We start from the raw sequence: 14,877 nt of genomic DNA on the forward strand, positions 1-14,877 counted from the left end.
ATGTCAGAGGAACATGTTGTCGCTCCGCCCAAACGCAGTCTTGGCGGCTGGCTGCTGATCGCAGCGCCCTATCTCTGGCTGCTGATCTTCTTTCTTGCGCCGTTCCTCATTGTCTTCAAGATCTCGCTGTCGCAGGTCGCAATTGCCATTCCGCCCTACACGCCGACTTTCGATCTGGCCGAGGGTTGGCAGGCGTTTTGGGACAGTTTTTCGGACTTCTCGTTTGAAAACTATCTCTGGTTGACCGAAGACGCTCTCTACTGGAAGTCTTATGTCTCCTCGGTTGTCATTGCCGGCATCTCGACAATCCTGACGCTGCTGATCGGCTATCCGATCGCCTATGGCATGGCGCGCAGCCCGCAATCCTGGCGGCCGACCTTGCTGATGCTGGTGATCCTGCCCTTCTGGACCAGTTTCCTGATCCGCGTTTATGCCTGGATCGGGATCCTGAAGAATGAAGGCCTCCTGAACCAGCTGCTTTTGTCGCTCGGGTTGATAAGCGAGCCGTTGACCATCCTCAACACCAACATCGCCGTCTATGTCGGCATCGTCTATTCCTATCTGCCGTTTCTGGTGCTGCCGCTCTATGCGAGCCTTGAGCGGCTGGACGGCAGTCTCCTGGAAGCCGCCGAAGATCTCGGCTGTCCACCCTGGAAGGCCTTCTGGAAAATCACCGTGCCATTGTCGCTGCCAGGCGTGATTGCAGGCTGTTTCCTGGTCTTTATTCCGGCAGTCGGCGAATTCGTCATTCCCGACCTCCTGGGCGGGTCCGACACGCTGATGATCGGCAAGACCCTGTGGTCCGAATTCTTCAACAACCGGGATTGGCCGGTGTCATCGGCGGTCGCCGTGATCCTGCTCCTGATCCTTGTGATCCCGATCGTGCTCTTCCAGAACCAGCAACAGAAAATGTCGGAGAAGAACGGATGACGCGCGGCCCGACATGGTTCAACATCACCTCGCTTGTTGCAGGATTTTCGTTTCTTTACCTGCCGATCGTGCTTCTGGTGATCTATTCGTTCAACGAGAGCCGGCTGGTGACGGTCTGGGGCGGCTTTTCCACCAAGTGGTACGCGTCGCTTCTGCAGAACGAGCAGCTCCTCGACGCGGCCTGGGTGACGTTGCGGGTTGCCTTCACTTCGGCGACCTTTGCCACGGTCATCGGCACCATGGCGGCGCTGGTCCTGGTGCGTTCAGGCCGGTTTGTCGGGCGCTCGCTGTTTTCGGGAATGATCTTTGCGCCGCTGGTGATGCCCGAGGTGATCCTCGGGCTGTCTCTGCTGCTCCTGTTTGTGGCCATGGATACCGCAAGAGGCTTCTGGACGGTCATGCTGGCGCATACGACCTTTGCAAGCTGCTATGTCGCCGTCGTGGTGCAGTCGCGTCTCGTCGGTTTCGACAAGTCCATCGAGGAAGCGGCAGAGGATCTCGGCTGCCCGCCTGTGAAAACCTTCTTCCTGATCACATTGCCGATTATCCTGCCGGGTGTGATCGCGGGCTGGATGCTGGCGTTCACCCTGTCGCTCGACGATCTGGTGATTGCCAGTTTCACCACAGGTCCGGGTGCGACAACGCTGCCCATGAAGATCTACTCCCAGGTGCGGCTGGGTGTGACGCCTGAGATCAACGCTGTCTGTACCATCCTGGTTGGCCTCGTGACGGTTGGCGTGATTGCGGCATCCATCGCCACCAAACGGCAGCAGGTTCAGCGTGAACGGGATGAAAGGGCAGCGTTCGGCGCCGAAGGATGACCCTGGGTAAGATCCTGCAATCACACACATTCCACCTGCTGCTACCGGTTTTTTAACGAACCCGTGCCATAAATGGTAATATCGAAGATGCACATATTTTGGTTGTGGCATCGCCGGAATTAGCATGGGGAAAAACAGTCAATGACGTGGCTTGGGTCGGAGCAAAGATTGCCTCTGCGAAGTGATCCCGCGTCTGTGTTTTTGTTGCGTGAACTCGAAAATCCGACCCTAACGGAACTGAACGAATTGTGGGCAACGTTGCAACAGCCGGTGCAAACGCCATTTCAGACCCCAGCTTTCCTTCATGCGCTAAAGGCGACCCATTGCCGTGGGCACAACACGGTTTTGTCGGTGATCAGCTTCAGCAACGCCCATCAAGCCAAACAACCGGTTATGCTGTTGCCGTTGCTCAGATACCGTCGCGGGCCACTGCGCGTGCTGGAAGTCCCTGATTGCGGACTTGCCGATCAAACGGCTCCGGTGTTGGATGCAAGTGCCGGGAATGCTGCGGACGGCTTGTTGCCAAAGGCAATTCAGGCCTATTTCTCAGAACTCGACGATATCGATCTGATCGATGTGAAAAAGCTGCACTACCGAGTGTGTGGGCTGAACAATCCGCTGTTTGCGCAGTCCGAGTGTGTGCTGGATAGCCAAACCCGCAGGCTTGATCTTTTCGACGATGAAGCGGGTGGCAGCTGGCGCCGGAAAGCGATCTACAAGAAAGTGCGATCTAAGTATCGCAAACTGACTGAAATGGGTGTGGTCTTCGAAGAGGCTACAACGCCGACAGAGCGCTTGTCGTTGTTCTCGGTGCTTGCCGGGCAGCGTTGCGATCGATTTCGGAAGCTGGGCCGCGAAGACAGTCTTCAGCGCGAAGAACGAGCCTCATTTTATCGATCCCTGGCGGAAATGGAGACGCTCAACTCCCCATACAGGGCCTTTGCATTGCGTCACGGGCATCACATTGTTGCGGCCTTGGTTCTGATGAAATCAGAAACCCAGGCAACTCCGGTTTTGATCTCAATTGGCGATGACAAATGGCATAGCTATTCGCCAGGGATGGTGCTGTTTGCAAAGGTCATCGAATGGGCCTCGGAAGAAGGAGTTCGATGGTTTTCATTCGGTACCGGTGAACAGGATTACAAACAGAGATTTGGCGGCGAGCCACTTGATACACGGCGATTGCTGAAGCCTTTGAGCGCAAGAGGCAAACTGTTTTTGCGCGCAAGGGAAGCGCACCACACGGCGCATGAAGTGCTGAAGATTGCTGTCGGGCGAAACAGGGACGGCGAATAGTCTCCGGGGAATGGCGGCAGGCGCTCCAGCCTGATGCCGGGTGGCCTTCGCTGCTGGATGTTCGATCACCGCCACTGTGTTGCAAGCTGCTTGCGGGGAACCGAGGCGGTGCCCTCAATGAAGCGTTTGCTCCGTTGCCTTTGTGCCGGAAGGTGTCTGCGATGACGCAGTGAGCGATTGGTCGACGGCATCCGAGATATCTCGGGCGATCAGGCGGACACCGGCACCCGACAAATGATCGTCGTCAAAATAGAAGACATCGCTGCCCACGGCGTTCACACACTGCCCGCTCTCGGCAGAACAGAGCGTGTCCTGGGGCCTGACTTGCCACAGCTTGGGATCAGACATCTTTTCGAAAAACTCAACAATCTTGCCATTGCGGTTTAGATAGGCGGCATAGGGTATGCTGAGTTCATCGTCCTGCGGGTTGTGGAGGAGCTGCTTGAAGTAGCGGTCCGGGACATTCCAGCCGGCTTCCGGGATAGGATGCACGAGAACAACATTTTTACCGGCCTCAAGAAACCGGTTTGTGCCATTGCCCAGCATATTCAGCCCGTTGAGAAGTTTGGCTTCAATACCTTCACCATGCGCCACGCTGTTCGTAAAGATCTTTGGCCCCATCGGCGTCGTCTCGACGCCGCCGACCGTATTGTCGAAGACCCCGTCATCCGTATAGAGCGAATAACGGCCAACTATCACGACCGTTTTGATATCGCTGTTTAGGACAAAATCTATGATTTCCCTGCTGGATTGGTCACAGCGCGCACGGTGGTGCCAATATCCTTCAAACGGCACGCAGGTTGCGACAGCCAAAGTGGTGACGCCGATATCTCTCTCCCGCAGCTCCTCGATCAATTCCCAGGAGACAGCGTCAGCATAACTGTCCCCCAGCAAAATGGCGTCGATGCCACCGCTTTCGTTCGGAAACGTGCAGTCGTTGCGGGGCAGCCGACCGACTTTGACGTTCTTGTCCTTGTTGTCGACGTAACACGCCGCACGCAAGGGGGATACGTCGCGGCGGCTGTCGTCAATGGCGACGAGTGAGGGAGCGAAACGGAAACGCATGCCCTCCGAAAGAACGCCGAACAGACCCGTGGCAAAGACCAGCAAGAGCGCTGCAAAAGAAACGGTCAGAATCGTCTTGGTTGAGGTCTTGCCAAATGAGGCGGTGGCGGTCTTCCTGAACGGCTGTTCGACATACCGCCAGCTAAGATAGGCCACTGGGACGGATAGAAGGGCGACACCCAATAGCATCAGCTCCGAGGGAGCGTCCAGCAAGCGAATGCGCGTGAAAGCCAGCATCGGCTGATGCCAGAGATAGAGACTGTAACTAATGAGGCCAATCGCCACCAATGGTTTGGCCCCCAATAGTTTGCCGGTGAGTGTTGCTCCGTCTTCGAACAGGATGATCAACACTGTGCCCGCGACCGGCAACAAGGTCCAAAGGGAAGGAAACGGGGTCGACCTGTCAAACAGGAGGATGCTGACCACAATCATCCCCAATCCGGAGAAGGCAAGGCTTGAATTGGGTTTGAGGTCGCGTTGCAGAAGTACCAGGGCGCACAGCGAACCGGCAAGCAATTCCCACGCACGTGTCGGCAAGAGATAGAAGTTTGCCCAGGCCCGGTAGCGCCAGCCATATTCCGTTAGAAGCAAGCTTGCCACGGCGCTTATGGCAATCAGCCAGAAAACGCGGCTTCGGCCGAACCTCCAAAAGAGCATCAATGCCAGCGGAAAAAGAATGTAGAATTGTTCTTCGACCGCGAGGCTCCAGGTATGGATCAGAGGATTGGACTCTGCCTCAGGATCGAAATAGCCGCTGTTCCTCCAGAAAAAGAAGTTGGAAGAGAACAGGGCAATCGACACGACCGTCTTGGAATAGGTGATCAGTTGGCTTGGTGGCATCCAGATAAGAGCCAGAACCGTGCTGATGGTCACCATTGCGATCAGGGCGGGCAATATTCTTCGCGCCCGACGTTCGTAGAACCGCGCTAGTGAAAAACGGCCCTGACTCAGCTCGGAGATGATGATTGCGGTGATGAGATAACCGGAGATGACAAAAAACACGTCCACGCCGGCATAGCCGCCCGAGAACAGTTCGACACCGCCATGATAAAAAACCACCGGAAGAACTGCGATTGCCCGTAACCCATCAATTTCGCGGCGATAATTCATGTTTACTCGATTTTTTCCGGTCTGGCCGCGGCGATATCCGACTTTCTCGCAGCAATGCTGGGTTTAAGCGCAAATCACTACCAAACCCGAAATCAACTCCATGTGACAACCAACTAGGCGCCTTTCGTGACCTGCACGGCCGCAGCGTTGGGTGCCGTATCGCCAGTTTGCACCCTGTTGATTGGCAATCCGCACCTGGCAGGAAAAGCCACTTATCCCGCGCGTGGTGGCTGGAAGAGATAGATGACGAGCCAGACCGGAACCACGATAAAGGCGCCGAGGATCATGTTGGGAATAGCCCAGTCCCGGAACTCGATCATGTAGATCCAGAGCTGGATCGGGCTGAGCCCGACCGTTCCCAGGATGTCTTCCGCGGAGATATTGACAAAGGACAGACCCGCCCCGACAAGCAGAGAAAACACCGCAATTTTGATAAGGGTCGACAAAAACGGGTACACAGCAGGCGTTTTCTTTCGGCATGTTGTCCTGGACAGGCTGGCCTGCAGGTCTCGTGCTGCAAAAACCGGGTGCCTGCTTCCGGATTCTTAGCCTTAAGAATTTACAAACCATAAACAACTTGGCAGAAATCGGATACTTCGACCGCCTTGGCTGGGTAGAAGCTCAGTGTTTTCACCGATAAATCGATTAAGTGACGAAGCGCTCATGTATTTCGCTGCAATGCGGCAAAGAGAACTTGACCGCATTGAGCCGAGCGGCGAATGTGCGCCACACGCATCTTGCGGTCTTAACTGGGAGTGAAACATGAACAAAATTTATCCGGACGCGAAGGCGGCCCTCGAGGGCCTGACCTTTGACGGCATGACGGTCATGGCCGGAGGGTTCGGCCTGTGCGGCATTCCGGAAAATCTGATCGTGGCGCTCCGGGATTCCGGAGCCCAGAACATCACCGCCATTTCCAACAATGCGGGCGTCGATGATTTCGGGCTCGGGCTGCTGCTGCAAACCCGTCAGATCAAGAAGATGGTGTCGTCCTATGTTGGCGAAAACGCCACTTTCGAAAAGCAGTATCTGAACGGTGAGCTGGAGCTGGAGTTCAATCCGCAGGGCACCCTGGCCGAACGCATCCGTGCCGGTGGCGCAGGCATTCCGGGTTTCTACACTAAGACCGGTGTCGGCACCCTGATTGCGGAAGGCAAGGAACACAAGGATTTCAACGGCGAGACCTACATCATGGAAACCGGTCTGGTGGCCGATCTGTCGCTGGTCAAGGCCTGGAAGGCCGACAAGGAAGGCAACCTCATCTACCGGAAAACCGCCCGGAACTTCAATCCGATGATGGCAACTGCCGGCAAGGTCTGTGTTGTCGAGGTGGAAGAACTGGTCGAGGTCGGTGAGCTGGACGCGGACAACATCCACACGGCCGGCATCTTTGTTGACCGGATCATTGTCGGCAACCACGAAAAACGCATCGAAAAGCGCACTACGCGCGCAGCCTGAGGGAGAAAACATCATGGCCTGGACACGTGATGACATGGCAAAGCGCGCAGCGCAGGAGCTTGAAGACGGTTTTTACGTCAATCTCGGCATCGGTATTCCGACGCTTGTTTCCAACTACATTCCGGACGGCGTTCATGTGACGTTGCAGTCCGAAAACGGCATGCTCGGCATGGGCCCGTTCCCGACCGATGACGAGGTTGATGCGGACCTGATCAATGCCGGCAAACAGACCATCACCGAACTGCCGCAGACGAGCTATTTTTCCTCTGCAGACAGTTTCGGCATGATCCGCGGCGGTCACATCGACCTGTCGATCCTTGGCGCCATGGAAGTTGCCGAGAATGGCGACCTCGCCAACTGGATGATCCCCGGCAAGATGGTCAAGGGCATGGGCGGCGCAATGGATCTCGTTGCCGGCGTCAAGCGCGTCGTGGTGATCATGGACCACACGTCGAAGGCAGGCGATCCTAAGCTTCTGAAAGCGTGTTCGCTGCCTTTGACCGGCGTGCAGTGCGTCGACCGGGTGATCACAAATTTCGGCGTCTTCGACGTTGCCGAAGGCGGGCTGAAGGTCGTTGAACTGGCACCGGACGTGACCCTGGAAGAGGTCACGGAAAAGACGGAAGCGACGATCTTGTCGTAATCGACTGTCAAAGCCGGACAGAAGATAGGGCGCCTGCGCTTGACGCGGGCGCCCTTTTTGGTTCGGTGGCGACCTGTTGAAGGAACCTGTCCCGAAACGGCACCCTTTGTACTTTTGACAGGTGTATTTCCCTGTTTGTTAAGGTTTGAATCCGCGCCTGAGGCCTGAAAAGCGCACACATTAGCGTGGCTTCCTGCGCAAAAACAACGCAAGTTGTTTCACCGGCAAAGCAATGCCGGAAAGTTTACGAATTTCAGTGCCTTACCAGTCACCCGATGAACCGGGTTTCAAGACTTCCCGGGTATAAGTGCCAGGTATTCTCAGGGAGAAAGTTGTGCCTGGAACACCGAAGGCCGTCGCAAAGCTGGTTGAAATCCTGTCGACCTGGCTGCCCAGCCTGCGCTCGCGCTTCGTGCTGCTGGTTGCCGGGCTGTTTCTGGTCCTGTCCGTTGTCATGATCATGGTCGCCAGCTATCTCGATCTGCGCGACGAGGAACATCGGGTGGTCGCGGACGCAAAGGCGATCGGTGCCACGGTCAGCCGGCTGGCCGTGCCGCACCTGACCAATCATCACTACCTCATTCTGGAACAGGAACTGGAAAGCATCGCTTCGAGCGGTATCGTCGAACTGGCCCAGGTCCACGATCCGGGACGCGCCGTGACCATCGACAGCGATCCCGCAACCAGCTACTTCGACGAGATGGAGATGCATCCGCTGGTCGCCCGGGCGTTGGCAACCGGTGCGGATCAGTTGCGGCAGACCCAGGAGCGTGTCGAAATCGCGCTGCCGGTCCGGGACATGGCATCGGAGACGGTTCTCGGTGTCGCCCTGGTTGCGGTGAAACGGGTTCCGGTCAATGGCACCCTGTTTGCCATCTGGGGGCGCAACATTGTCATCACGCTGGTTCTTCTTGTCTTCTGCGTCCCGGTGACGTTTCATTTTGCGGAGAGTTTCGTCCGGCCGATCAAGGCATTGACCCAGACCGCACATACGGTAAGCGACGGCAATTTCGACGCCCCTTTTCCGGTGGACCGCAGGGATGAGATCGGGGTTCTGGCGCGTGCCTATCGGGATATGGTCGCGACCATTCGCGCCAACATGGCCCGCATTCACGAGCTGGCCTTTGTCGACCCCGTGACCCGGCTGCCGAACCGTGAGTGTTTCCGGCAGCATTTCAACGCCAACATGGTGGACGGCGCTGGCAAGCCCAATCGCATGTCGGTGCTGTTCATTGACCTGGACCGGTTCAAGCGGGTGAACGACAGCTACGGCCATGACCATGGCGATGCGTTGTTGAAGGAAGTTGCCGCCCGGTTGCAACGGCTCCTGGAAGCCTCTGGCTGCGCCTGCAGAAACGACAGTGGGCTGCAAAAGGGCGGCTGCGAGGGTGATCAGGCCAAGTTTGCACCGCTTGTGGCGCGTCTGGGAGGCGACGAATTCGCGGTCATCCTGCCAACGGACAAGCCCAGGAACAGCGTCTACACGCTCGCTGACGATTTGGTGCAATGCGTAGAACAGCCGCTTGAAATCAACGGGTTGACCATGGCCGTCGGCGCCAGCATCGGGGTGTCCACCTATCCCGACGACGGCAGCGACTATACGGAAATTCTGAAAAACGCGGATATCGCCATGTATGCCGCGAAACGAACAGGTGGCAATCGCGCCTGTTTCTACAGCGAGATAGAACGGGATTCAGGATCGCACGAGCGCATTCGGCTTGAAGCGGAATTGAAACGCGCCTTGCTGAGGGATGAATTTGCCGTTGTCTTCCAGCCGAAGATCGATTGCACCTCGATGAAGGTGGTCGGCGCTGAAGTGCTGGTGCGATGGGACCATCCGGAACGCGGCATGCTCGCGCCAGGGGCCTTTATCGATGTTGCAGAGGAAAGCGACCTGATCACCCGTCTGGGAGACCGTGTCCTGGAACTCGCCTGCGAACAGGGCCGTGCCTGGCTGGATCGCGGACAGCGTCTGCCGCTGGCCGTCAATGTGTCGATCCGCCAGCTTGAGAAACCAGGTTTCACCAGGCGCGTGTTGGAAACACTGGAAATGTCCGGGTTTCCCGCTGAACTGCTCCAGCTGGAGGTGACCGAAACCGTCGCGATGGCGGATCCCGAGCGGGTTTCCGAAGCCTCAAGGCCCTTGCTGGAAGCCGGCATCACCTTTGCGATTGACGATTTCGGCACAGGCTACTCCAGCCTCGCGCATCTGCAGCGCCTGCCGTTCAACACGTTCAAGATCGATCGCAGTTTTGTCAGCGGTCTGGGCACGGACAAGCACAGCCGGTCGATCGTGCAGACGATCCTGGCGATGGCCAGGAGCCTGAATTACGAAGTGGTCGCAGAAGGCGTTGAAACACTGGAGCAGCAGGCTTTCCTGATGGAAAACGGCTGCACCACTGCGCAAGGGTTCCTGTTTGCTCGCCCGATGCCGGCCGACCATTTCGAGGCCTGGGCAAAGGCGTTTTCCGGCCGCTCGCGCCAGGCCTCCGGCACCACCACACGAGACGGCACGATCAGCGCGGCCTGATCGGACCGGCTTATTCGGCGGCCGCTGGTTCCTGGCGTTCGGCGATCGGGCGGATCGCCGGAAAATCCTGGTCGGTCAGCGTTTCCTTGCTCAAGAGCAACTCCGCACCCTGATCCAGCTCCTTGCGGTGTTCCTCAAGAAGCTCCTTGGCCCGCGCAAAGGCACCTTCCACCCGGCTCTTGATGGCAAGATCGATTTCCCGCTGGGTTTCATTGGCCACCTCGACGACATCGCCGGCCGGCTGGCCCAGGAAGTTCTGGCGCTGCGCCGAATAGACCCGGTTACCGAGGGCCTGTTCCATGCCGTAACGCATGACGATGTCCCGGGCGATTTCCGTCACCTTCTGCAAATCGTCCGAAGCGCCGGTCGAGATTTCGCCGAAGATGATGTCTTCCGCTGCACGGCCACCCATCAGCACGGCCATGCGGTTCTCAAGGTCCTGAGTGGACAGGAGAAAACGATCCTCGGTCGGCCGTTGCATGGTGTATCCGAGAGCACCGACCCCGCGCGGAATGATCGAGATCTTGTGCACCGGATCGCAGCCTTCCAGGTTTGCGGCGACGAGCGCGTGCCCCATTTCGTGGAAGGCAACGGTCCTGCGTTCCTTGTCGGACAGGATCCGGCTGCGCTTTTCCAGCCCGGCAATCACCCGCTCGATGGCCTCGTTGAAATCCTTCAGCGTGACGGCGTCCGCATTGCGCCTTGTGGCGAGCAGGGCAGCCTCATTGACCAGCGTTGCCAGGTCGGCGCCGGAGAACCCTGCCGTCAGCTGCGCGACCTGATCGAGGTCGGTCTCCGCGTCGAGTTTGATCTTCTTCACATGGACGTCGAGGATCGCGCGGCGGCCCGGCTTGTCGGGGCGGTCGACCAGCACCTGCCGGTCGAAACGGCCGGCGCGAAGCAATGCCGGGTCCAGGATTTCGGGTCGGTTGGTTGCTGCCAGAAGGATGATGCCGCTGGACGGATCAAAGCCGTCCAGCTCCGTCAGAAGCTGGTTGAGCGTCTGTTCCTTCTCGTCGTTGGTGCCCATCGGGCCGCTGGCGCGGGCCCGGCCGAGCGCGTCCAGTTCATCGATGAAGATGATGGCTGGGGCCGCCTTGCGGGCCTGTTCGAAGAGGTCCCGCACGCGCGCCGCGCCGACCCCGACAAACATTTCGACAAATTCGGAACCGGAAATGGAGAAGAAGGGGACGCCGGCTTCACCGGCGACGGCCCTGGCGAGCAGCGTCTTGCCCGTGCCCGGAGGCCCGACCAGCAGAATACCCTTGGGCACATGCGCGCCCAGCCGTCCATAGGCTGCCGGGTCCTGCAGGAAATCGACCACTTCCTTCAGTTCCTGCTTGGCTTCGTCAACGCCGGCGACATTGCTGAACCGGACCTCGATATCCTTTTCGACGAACACCTTCGCCTTGGACTTGCCGACGGTCATCATGCCGCCAATGCCCTGCTTTTCCGCAAATTTGCGAATGAAGAACATCCACAGTCCAAACAGGAGCAGCACCGGCAGCACCCAGGACAGGATATCCCGGATGATGGTGCTCTGGACCACCCCGGTGAACTTCACATCGTATTTGCTGAGCTCCTCGGCAAGCGGAACCTCCACCCGCGTCGTCACGAAATACTGTTTGCCGTCCTTCAGCGGCTCCTTGAACTTGCCCTCAATTACATTTTCCTTGATCGCGATTTCCTCGATCTTCTTGTCCTTGAGATACTGTTCGAACTGGCTGTAGGGGATCTGCTCGACGGTCTTGTAGGTCGTCCACCAGCTCTGGAACATCAGCACCAGCATCATGGCGATGAAAGCGTACCAAAGATTGATCTGGTGTTTCTTGTCCATCTGAAATCCGTCCGGGTTGTGGTCGATCGGGTGCCGCCATTGGGGCGGGGAGAGGTTGCGCTGTCAAGATGTTCACCGGCCTGCGTCGAAAGGCCGAGCCTCAGACCGCGGGGCCGGCCTGACGTTTTGAAAGGCGCGTGCGGAATGTCGACGCGCTGGTGCGCGCCAGGTAGATCACGGGGATCAGGCCGACAAGGACGATGGCCAGCGACGGCAGGGCGGCTTCCTCGAAGGCTTCGCGGGAGGCCGCTTCGAACACTGTCGTTGCCAGCGTTTCGAAATTGAACGGACGCAGCAGGATCGTTGCCGGCAGCTCCTTCATGCAATCCACGAAACTGAGCAGGGCCGCAGACAGCAGGACCGGTTTCAGGATCGGCAGGTGAACCTGGGTCAGGGTCTGGCCCGTGTTGCGGCCAAGGGTACGGGCGGCCATGTCGAGATGCGGACTGATGCGCCCGAAACCGCCCTCCACCTGGCCATAGGAGACGGCCAGGAAGCGGACCACGTAGGCGTAGACAAGACCGGTGCCGCTGCCCAGAAGCAGCAGGCCGGTGTCGATGCCGAACCAGGCCTCCATGCGCGCGTCCAGGAAGTTGTCGAACGTCGCCAGCGGGATCAGGATGCCGATGGCCAGCACGGTGCCAGGGATGGCGTAGCCGATCGAGGCCAGCCGCACCGCGCTCTTGAGCGGGCCATTGGCGTTGAGGCGCAGCGCGTAGGCGAGGGACACGGAAATCAGGACCGTCAGCAGCGCTGCGACGGCGGCCAGGCTGAAACTGTTCCAGATGGTCGTCAGGAAACCTTCGGAGAGAACAAAATCGAGCCGCCGGCTGGCCCGGTCGGCCAGCAACAGGCCGGGAACCACGAAACCGACAAAAATCGGTGCGCCGCAGAGGAACAGCGCAAGGCCCGCCTGAACGGGTTTCAGGTTGAACCGGGTGGGGGGACGCTGTTTGGAGCTGCCGCTGTCAAACCGCTGCTTGCGCCGGCCGAACCGTTCCAGCCACAAAAGCAGAAACACCATCAGCAGCATGGCGATCGCCAGCTGTGCCGCACCGGCCAGGCTCGACCGGTTGAGCCAGGTGTCATAGACGGAGAAGGTCAGGGTCTTGACCCCGAAAAACGTGACCGCGCCGATGTCGTTGAGGCATTCCATCAGGGCGAGAGACACGCCGATGGCAATGGCTGGTCGGGCGAGCGGCAGCGCGACCCGGAAGAAAAGGCCATAGGGGGACGCCCCAAGGGTCCGTGAAACGTCCAGGGTCGAGGCCGACTGGATCAGAAAGCTCGCCCGGGTGGTCAGATAGACATAAGGGTAAAGCACGGCGCCCATGACAAAGATGGCACCGCCGAGCGAGCGGATTTCGGGGAACCAGTAGTCCCGCGATGTCTTGAAGCCGAAGAGATCCCGGATCAGGCTCTGGACCGGACCGGTATAGTCAAGCACTTCGACATAGGCGAAGGCGACAATATAGGTTGGAACGGCCAGCGGGATCAGCAGCGCCCAGTCCATGAAACGGCGCCCGGGAAAATTGCACATGGTGACAAGCCAGGCCGTGGCCACACCCGTGACACCCGTTGTCAGGCCCACCCCCAGCATCAGCAACAGGGTCGTCTGAACAGCGCCCGGCAGCACGGTCGCCAGCATGTGTCCCCAGACATCCGTGGCCGGCGTCAGCGCGATCCAGACGATTGCTCCGATCGGCAGCAGCACGAACGCCGCGATCACAAGCGCTGCAACCTGCCAGAAACGGTCAACAATGGATTGGGTGGGCGTGCGCAGCAAGGCTGGTCTTTTCGTTGGGAATGGTTCGCAGGAAGCTCTAGCGGCAAATCCTGAAAAATGCAAAAAGCGCCGCGGCGAGCGCGGCGCTTTTCACGTTGTTGATCAGGGACGTGCCTTAGGACGCCGGGCCATTGTCGAAGCCGACCTTGTCGACCAGCTCGCTGGCGGTCTTGCGGTTCTTGGCAATGTCGTCGAGCGACAGGCTGTCCGGTGTCAGGTCGCCCCAGCTCTGAACGCGTTCGGAGACTTCCACACCCGGGGTTACCGGATATTCGAAATTGGTCTCGGCGTAGATCTTCTGGGCGTCAGCGGAGCTCAGGAACTCGATCAGCTTGACCGCGTTGTCCTTGTTCGGGGCGTTCTTGGCGAGAACGATGCCGGCCAGGTTCACGTGTGTGCCGCGGTCGGCCGCATTCGGGAACAGGATGCGGACGGATTTGGCCCATTCCTTCTGCTCCGGCTCTTTGTCGTTGGTTTCCATCTTGCCCATGTAATAGGTGTTGCCGATGGAAATGTCGCACTCGCCGGCATAGATGGCCTTGACCTGTGCACGGTCGTTGCCGGCCGGCTTGCGGGCCAGGTTGTCACGGACGCCTGCCAGCCACTCTTCGGTCTTTTCCTCGCCGTGATGGGCAACCATGGAAGCGATCAGGCCGATGGTGTAGACGTGCTGACCGGAACGGGTGCACAGGCGACCCTTCCATTTCGGATCAGCCAGCTCTTCATAGGTGATGCTGTCCTGTTCGACGCGATCCCTGGAGGCATAGATGATGCGGGCACGGTTGGTCAGGCCGATCCAGTGACCTTCCGGATCACGGTACTGAGCGGGGATGTTTTCGTTGACGACGTCGGAGACGACCGGCTGGGTGATGCCGAGCTGCTTGGCGCCGTCCAGTCGGCCGATGTCGACGGTCAGAAGAACGTCGGCCGGAGAGTTGTCACCTTCGGCTGCAATGCGCTCGCCCAGGCCCTTGGAGGCGAAGACGACGTTTGCCTTGACGCCGGTTTCAGCCGTGAAGGCATCCAGCAGTGGCTGGATCAGGAACGGCTGGCGATAGGAATAGATGTTCACTTCGCCGTCGGCGAATGCCGGCGTCGCGAGGGATGCGGAGGTCAGAGCAACGGCACCTGCGAGGGCGCTAAGCGTGGCACGCATGAAAGTCTCCCAGTCAACTGGTTGTTCTCGCCCGGGACGGATCGGCCCGGTGCTTGGCCGGGAATATGTCGCGCTCTCTCTTGGAAGTCAATAAAGTCAGTAAAATCAATACTTTAGAATGATTCAAAACTAACTGGAGGCTGAAACTCCACTATTGTTGGAAAAACCGGAAGAAAAACAGGAGTTTAAAACTCGACTTTAAGGGCGAGGGTGGGGGCGAGAACCGGAATAAACGCGATCACGAA

The 14,877-nt window shown here is 58.5% G+C and carries 11 protein-coding genes; 6 read left to right on the forward strand and 5 right to left on the reverse strand.

The window, feature by feature from the left end; genetic code table 11:
* The 3 genes from CHH27_RS24910 (at position 1) to CHH27_RS24920 (ending at position 3,047) form a co-directional block, all read left to right on the forward strand.
* Positions 1-930 carry an ABC transporter permease subunit gene (locus CHH27_RS24910; RefSeq protein WP_094074002.1) on the forward strand — a complete coding sequence of 310 codons (930 nt, stop codon included), beginning with the start codon at positions 1-3 and terminating at the stop codon, positions 928-930.
* Positions 927-1,751: an ABC transporter permease gene (locus CHH27_RS24915; protein WP_094074003.1), complete on the forward strand. Its 825-nt coding sequence runs from the start codon at positions 927-929 to the stop codon at positions 1,749-1,751. Before CHH27_RS24910 ends, CHH27_RS24915 begins: the two co-directional genes overlap by 4 nt.
* Positions 1,752-1,955: 204 nt before the next feature.
* Positions 1,956-3,047 carry a GNAT family N-acetyltransferase gene (locus CHH27_RS24920; RefSeq protein ID WP_157739099.1) on the forward strand — a complete coding sequence of 364 codons (1,092 nt, stop codon included), beginning with the start codon at positions 1,956-1,958 and terminating at the stop codon, positions 3,045-3,047.
* 114 nt (positions 3,048-3,161) lie between these two features.
* On the opposite strand, the gene CHH27_RS24925 is transcribed toward CHH27_RS24920, so the two are convergent.
* Together CHH27_RS24925 and CHH27_RS24930 are read right to left on the reverse strand one after the other, a co-directional pair.
* Complete coding sequence (locus tag CHH27_RS24925) at positions 3,162-5,222, reverse strand: acyltransferase family protein (RefSeq protein ID WP_094074005.1); 2,061 nt, start codon at positions 5,220-5,222, stop codon at positions 3,162-3,164.
* Positions 5,223-5,434: 212 nt separating this feature from the next.
* Complete coding sequence (locus CHH27_RS24930) at positions 5,435-5,644, reverse strand: DUF6460 domain-containing protein (protein WP_094074989.1); 210 nt, start codon at positions 5,642-5,644, stop codon at positions 5,435-5,437.
* Between the two features lie 340 nt (positions 5,645-5,984).
* Here CHH27_RS24930 and CHH27_RS24935 point away from each other — a divergent pair, with 340 nt between their 5' ends.
* The 3 genes from CHH27_RS24935 (at position 5,985) to CHH27_RS24945 (ending at position 9,853) form a co-directional block, all read left to right on the forward strand.
* Positions 5,985-6,680 (forward strand): CoA transferase subunit A, encoded by a 696-nt coding sequence (locus CHH27_RS24935; RefSeq protein WP_094074006.1) that lies wholly within the window; start codon positions 5,985-5,987, stop codon positions 6,678-6,680.
* A 13-nt stretch (positions 6,681-6,693) separates the two neighbouring features.
* Complete coding sequence (locus CHH27_RS24940) at positions 6,694-7,323, forward strand: CoA transferase subunit B (RefSeq protein WP_094074007.1); 630 nt, start codon at positions 6,694-6,696, stop codon at positions 7,321-7,323.
* A gap of 334 nt (positions 7,324-7,657) precedes the next feature.
* Positions 7,658-9,853, forward strand: a complete 2,196-nt coding sequence (locus CHH27_RS24945; RefSeq protein WP_094074990.1) for a bifunctional diguanylate cyclase/phosphodiesterase — start codon at positions 7,658-7,660, stop codon at positions 9,851-9,853.
* A gap of 10 nt (positions 9,854-9,863) precedes the next feature.
* Here the strand turns inward: CHH27_RS24945 and ftsH are convergent, their stop codons facing one another.
* From ftsH to CHH27_RS24960, 3 genes are all read right to left on the reverse strand, one after another.
* Complete coding sequence (gene ftsH, locus CHH27_RS24950) at positions 9,864-11,690, reverse strand: ATP-dependent zinc metalloprotease FtsH (RefSeq protein ID WP_094074008.1); 1,827 nt, start codon at positions 11,688-11,690, stop codon at positions 9,864-9,866.
* A gap of 100 nt (positions 11,691-11,790) precedes the next feature.
* Entirely contained in the window at positions 11,791-13,476 is a 1,686-nt protein-coding gene (locus CHH27_RS24955) for an iron ABC transporter permease (RefSeq protein ID WP_094074009.1), read from the reverse strand.
* A gap of 115 nt (positions 13,477-13,591) precedes the next feature.
* Entirely contained in the window at positions 13,592-14,632 is a 1,041-nt protein-coding gene (locus CHH27_RS24960) for a Fe(3+) ABC transporter substrate-binding protein (protein WP_094074010.1), read from the reverse strand.
* Positions 14,633-14,877: the final 245 nt, after the last annotated feature.

This window comes from Labrenzia sp. VG12, from assembly GCF_002237595.1.
Classification (GTDB): Bacteria; Pseudomonadota; Alphaproteobacteria; order Rhizobiales; family Stappiaceae; genus Roseibium.

What these genes read in the sequence shown, in the direction of transcription:
- CHH27_RS24925 (WP_094074005.1), bottom strand. Translation starts at nt 5,222, where the DNA reads ATGAATTATCGCCGCGAAATTGATGGGTTACGGGCAATCGCAGTTCTT.
- CHH27_RS24940 (WP_094074007.1), top strand. Translation starts at nt 6,694, where the DNA reads ATGGCCTGGACACGTGATGACATGGCAAAGCGCGCAGCGCAGGAGCTT.
- CHH27_RS24960 (WP_094074010.1), bottom strand. Translation starts at nt 14,632, where the DNA reads ATGCGTGCCACGCTTAGCGCCCTCGCAGGTGCCGTTGCTCTGACCTCC.
- CHH27_RS24910 (WP_094074002.1), top strand. Translation starts at nt 1, where the DNA reads ATGTCAGAGGAACATGTTGTCGCTCCGCCCAAACGCAGTCTTGGCGGC.
- CHH27_RS24935 (WP_094074006.1), top strand. Translation starts at nt 5,985, where the DNA reads ATGAACAAAATTTATCCGGACGCGAAGGCGGCCCTCGAGGGCCTGACC.
- CHH27_RS24915 (WP_094074003.1), top strand. Translation starts at nt 927, where the DNA reads ATGACGCGCGGCCCGACATGGTTCAACATCACCTCGCTTGTTGCAGGA.
- ftsH (WP_094074008.1), bottom strand. Translation starts at nt 11,690, where the DNA reads ATGGACAAGAAACACCAGATCAATCTTTGGTACGCTTTCATCGCCATG.